3 protein-coding genes are annotated in these 4,182 nt (G+C 37.8%); all 3 read right to left on the bottom strand.

Annotated features, from left to right (window positions below; translation table 11 throughout):
• Positions 1-222: 222 nt before the first annotated feature.
• Positions 223-633: a GNAT family N-acetyltransferase gene (locus tag AC06OU_RS15320; protein WP_475856923.1), complete on the bottom strand. Its 411-nt coding sequence runs from the start codon at positions 631-633 to the stop codon at positions 223-225.
• Positions 605-1,687 carry a serine hydrolase domain-containing protein gene (locus tag AC06OU_RS15315; protein ID WP_475856921.1) on the bottom strand — a complete coding sequence of 361 codons (1,083 nt, stop codon included), beginning with the start codon at positions 1,685-1,687 and terminating at the stop codon, positions 605-607. Before AC06OU_RS15315 ends, AC06OU_RS15320 begins: the two co-directional genes overlap by 29 nt.
• Before the next feature lie 290 nt (positions 1,688-1,977).
• On the bottom strand, positions 1,978-4,182 hold a 2,205-nt coding region (acnA, locus tag AC06OU_RS15310), incomplete at its 5' end, for an aconitate hydratase AcnA (protein ID WP_475856920.1).

The raw sequence follows: 4,182 nt of genomic DNA, 5'->3' as shown, positions 1-4,182 counted from the left end.
TTAGACACAGTTGTTTAATGAAATCATCAATATGAAAGATAAGATTTGTACCATATAGTATCGTATATTTTTACTCTAGGTGGAAGCTTTTGGGTGTGTTATGACCTGTTATCTGCTTAACTCCCTCGCTAGAGTTACCACCTACATCTACAAACCTATATTTAAACGAAATGTTTATTCGTAGTTGGGAGTTAACCAGACAAAAATGTTGTAGAGCTGCTCTTAATGAAATATCCATTCGTTATACTCGCCTCTTTTTTCCTGTAGCTTCCAATCCGTTTTTAAAAAGTAATTGTTAAATTCAGAAGCAACTGGGCAGAGAGCAAGAATAGGTGCAGACTTTATAATAAGTAACATTTTTTTTAAAATTCCTTTTCCACGATGCTCTTTGCTTATAGCAAATTGATAAAGCGAGATAGTATTATTTGTTTTCTTTGGATAAAACCGTATTGCTCCTACTATTTCACCATCTACTACAGCTACAACCATTTGATTTCTTCTAATGGCTGCTTGTATGCCAAGAGGACACAGAAACTCCGCGGAGTATAGCTCGCTGCTATCAGGATTTAAATGCTCTATGAAAAAGGAATTTACTTTATGTATTTCAGATGGTGAAGCCATTATTATCCTCATTCATTTTCCTCCCTAAAGAATTTATCCATGCTTGATATATTTCACCGATGATACCATCCAGCTGATGAACACCGAGATCCGCGTTTGTCATAATCACAGCACCTTTATTTAAATAAGGAAACGCCACCATCATGCTTTGATAGCCTACACCCCACCCAAGTGATGTAATTTCTAGCTCATTCTCTACTTTACTAAGAAACACACTCAATCCAGACCATTCTTTTCCACCTTGGGAAGTAATCAATTCCTTAGCAATCGTTGAAGAAATGCCTGTTATGCTTTCTCCTTTTAGTGCACTCATTAGTTCTTGGACTAGCTTGGCAATATCTTTAGATGTAGACCATAATCCTGAAGCAGCTGAGTATGGATAGATTGTATATTTACCTTCTACTACTTCTTCGTGCTTGCTGTGACCACATGAAAAGTTTTCCTCACATATACTAGACGAACTCATAACATATTTACTATTTTCCATATTTAATGGCTGAAAAATGAATTCATCCATTACTTGGGGAAATGGCTCTTTTAGAACGTCTTCTATAATTTGCTGAATTATACAATATCCTGCGTCTGAATAATGAAATTCACTTCCAGGTTCATATGTAACATTTATAGGATAAGCATTGTATTGACTATCTCCTTCCAAAAGTTTGATCATTGATGGTGCAATATAATTTGGATTTAACTCCGGAAAACTATTAACAGGGTCTTTAATCCCCGACTGGTGGCTTAGTAAGTTTCGTAGTGTCACCGCCTTTAGTTTTGTAAATTTATTTTCGGGTAAATGCCAACTTACAAGTTTCTTATTTATATCTTCATCTAGGTTAAGTTTTCCTAATTCGGTGAGCTTCATGACTAACATTCCAGTTAAAAACTTGCTTATCGAACAAGCGTTAAACAGAGTATCTTTGTTAACCTTTTTCTCGAAACCCTTTTCTAATATACCTTCTATTACACTCTCACTTATTTGCCCTTGTTCAATAAATGTAATGCTTATACCAGGTACCTTATAAAATTTCATTCGCTCTGCCAGTTCAAAACCCTCTATTTTCATAAAATCCCCCCATAGTATTATTTAGATTCTAACACGAATATACGTTCTTATAAAGAATATTTTGTTAATTCATACAAGAAAAGCACAATCGCCTATCTCTGCCCCGACAGGCAAATGGGAAAAAGCGAGGAGGCAGTCCCTCAGCCACCGGAGCTTTTATCCATTTGACCTCGAGGTGCAAGGCGATGAAGCTAGACATCAATTTATTCTTAGGTGCAGAATTTTATAATTTCCTAAACAACAAAAAAAGAACCTAAATCATTTAAGATTTAGGTTCTTTAATCTGTTTATTAAGCTTCTAGCATTTTGTTACGTAATACCATTTGAAGGATACCACCATGACGGTAGTAATCTACCTCAACCTCTGAATCGAAACGAGCAAGCACGTTGAATTCTTTTACAGAACCATCTTCAGCTTTAGCTGTTACTTTCAGAATATCACGAGGTTTAACTCCCTCAGCAATGTTAATGCTGATTTCCTCTTTACCAGTTAATCCTAATGTTTCAGCATTTTCTCCTGGTAAGAAGTTAAGTGGTAGAACACCCATCATTACAAGATTTGAACGGTGAATACGTTCAAAGCTTTCTGTAATAACAGCTTTAATACCTAAAAGATTTGTTCCTTTTGCTGCCCAGTCACGAGATGATCCCATCCCGTAATCTTTTCCGCCGATTACTACTAAACCAGTACCTTCTTCTTGGTACTTCATAGCAGCATCATAGATAGACACGATTTCGCCCGTTGGCCAGTAAGTAGTGTATCCACCTTCTGTACCAGGAGCAATTTGGTTACGGATACGGATATTAGCGAATGTACCACGCATCATTACTTCATGGTTACCACGACGTGAACCGTATGAGTTGAAATCACGAATTTCTACGCCATTTTCACGCAAGTATTTACCTGCTGGTGTATCTTTACCGATAGCACCTGCTGGAGAGATATGGTCAGTTGTAATAGAGTCACCAAATTTCGCAACTACGCGAAGTCCAGCAAGCGTTTCAATTGAACCTGGCTCCTTAGATAATCCTTGGAAGAATGGTGGGTTTTGAATGTAAGTTGATTTGTCATCAAATGAATACAATGATTCAGTTGAAGTTTCAATTGCATTCCATGCTTCGTTTTCATCAAATACGCGTGCATATTCTTTTTGGAATAGCTCACGAGTAACTACTTTAGAAAGCACTTGGTTAACTTCTTCAGTTGATGGCCAGATATCAGCAAAGTATACTTCATTGCCATCTGCATCTTTACCAAATGAGTCTTTTTGAAGATCGATATCAACAGTACCAGCAAGAGCATAAGCAACAACTAATGGTGGTGAAGCTAAGTAGTTAGCTTTTACTAATGGATGTACACGGCCTTCAAAGTTACGGTTACCAGAAAGAACTGAAGTTACGAAAAGATCTTCGTCAATAATTGCTTTCTCGATTTCTGGCAATAATGGACCAGAGTTACCGATACATGTTGTACAACCGTATCCAACTGTGTTAAATCCGATTTCATCAAGGAATTTGTCTAGTCCTGAATCTTGTAAATAACCAGTAACAACCTTAGAACCTGGTGCTAATGAAGTTTTTACGTAAGCAGGAACTTTCAATCCTTTTTCTACTGCTTTTTTCGCAACTAAACCAGCTGCAAGCATTACGTATGGGTTAGATGTGTTTGTACAAGAAGTGATTGCAGCAATAGCTACAGCACCAGTTGGCATAACCACATCTTTGTCTTCAAATTTAACAGTTGCAGATTTATCAAATTCTTTCTCTGATAATCCGAAGCCTTGTGTACCTTGAGGAGCTACTACGCTTTCACGGTAACGAGATTTCATATCAGTAAGAGGAATTAAATCTTGTGGACGTTTTGGTCCTGAAAGGTTGGCTTGAATATCTCCAAGGTCAATTTCAATTACATCTGTATAAACAGGCTCTAAAGCTGGATCAAAGAACATGTCGTTTGCTTTTAGGTAAGCTTCAACAACTTCGATATGCTCTTCTTCACGGCCAGTTAGACGTAAGTATTCAAGAGATTCTTCATCAATCGCGAAATATCCACATGTTGCACCATATTCTGGAGCCATGTTAGCGATTGTTGCACGGTCAGCAAGTGGTAATTTAGATACACCAGGACCAAAGAACTCAACAAATTTACCAACAACACCGCGTTGACGAAGTACTTGAGTAACTTTAAGCGCTAAGTCAGTTGCAGTAGTTCCATTTGGAAGATCTCCTACTAATTTTACCCCGATAACTTCTGGGATTGGGAAATAAGAAGGTTGACCAAGCATTCCTGCTTCAGCTTCGATACCACCTACACCCCATCCAAGTACACCAAGACCATTGATCATTGTTGTATGTGAATCAGTACCTACTACTGAATCAGGGAATGTTTCTAGTGTTCCGTCAGCACTTTCGTTCACATGAACGATTGGTGCTAAGTACTCTAGGTTAACTTGGTGAACGATACCAGTTGCTGGAGGTACAGCACGGAAGTTATC

This window comes from Psychrobacillus sp. (assembly GCF_056205495.1).
This window is presented reverse-complemented; position numbering and strand designations above follow the sequence as displayed.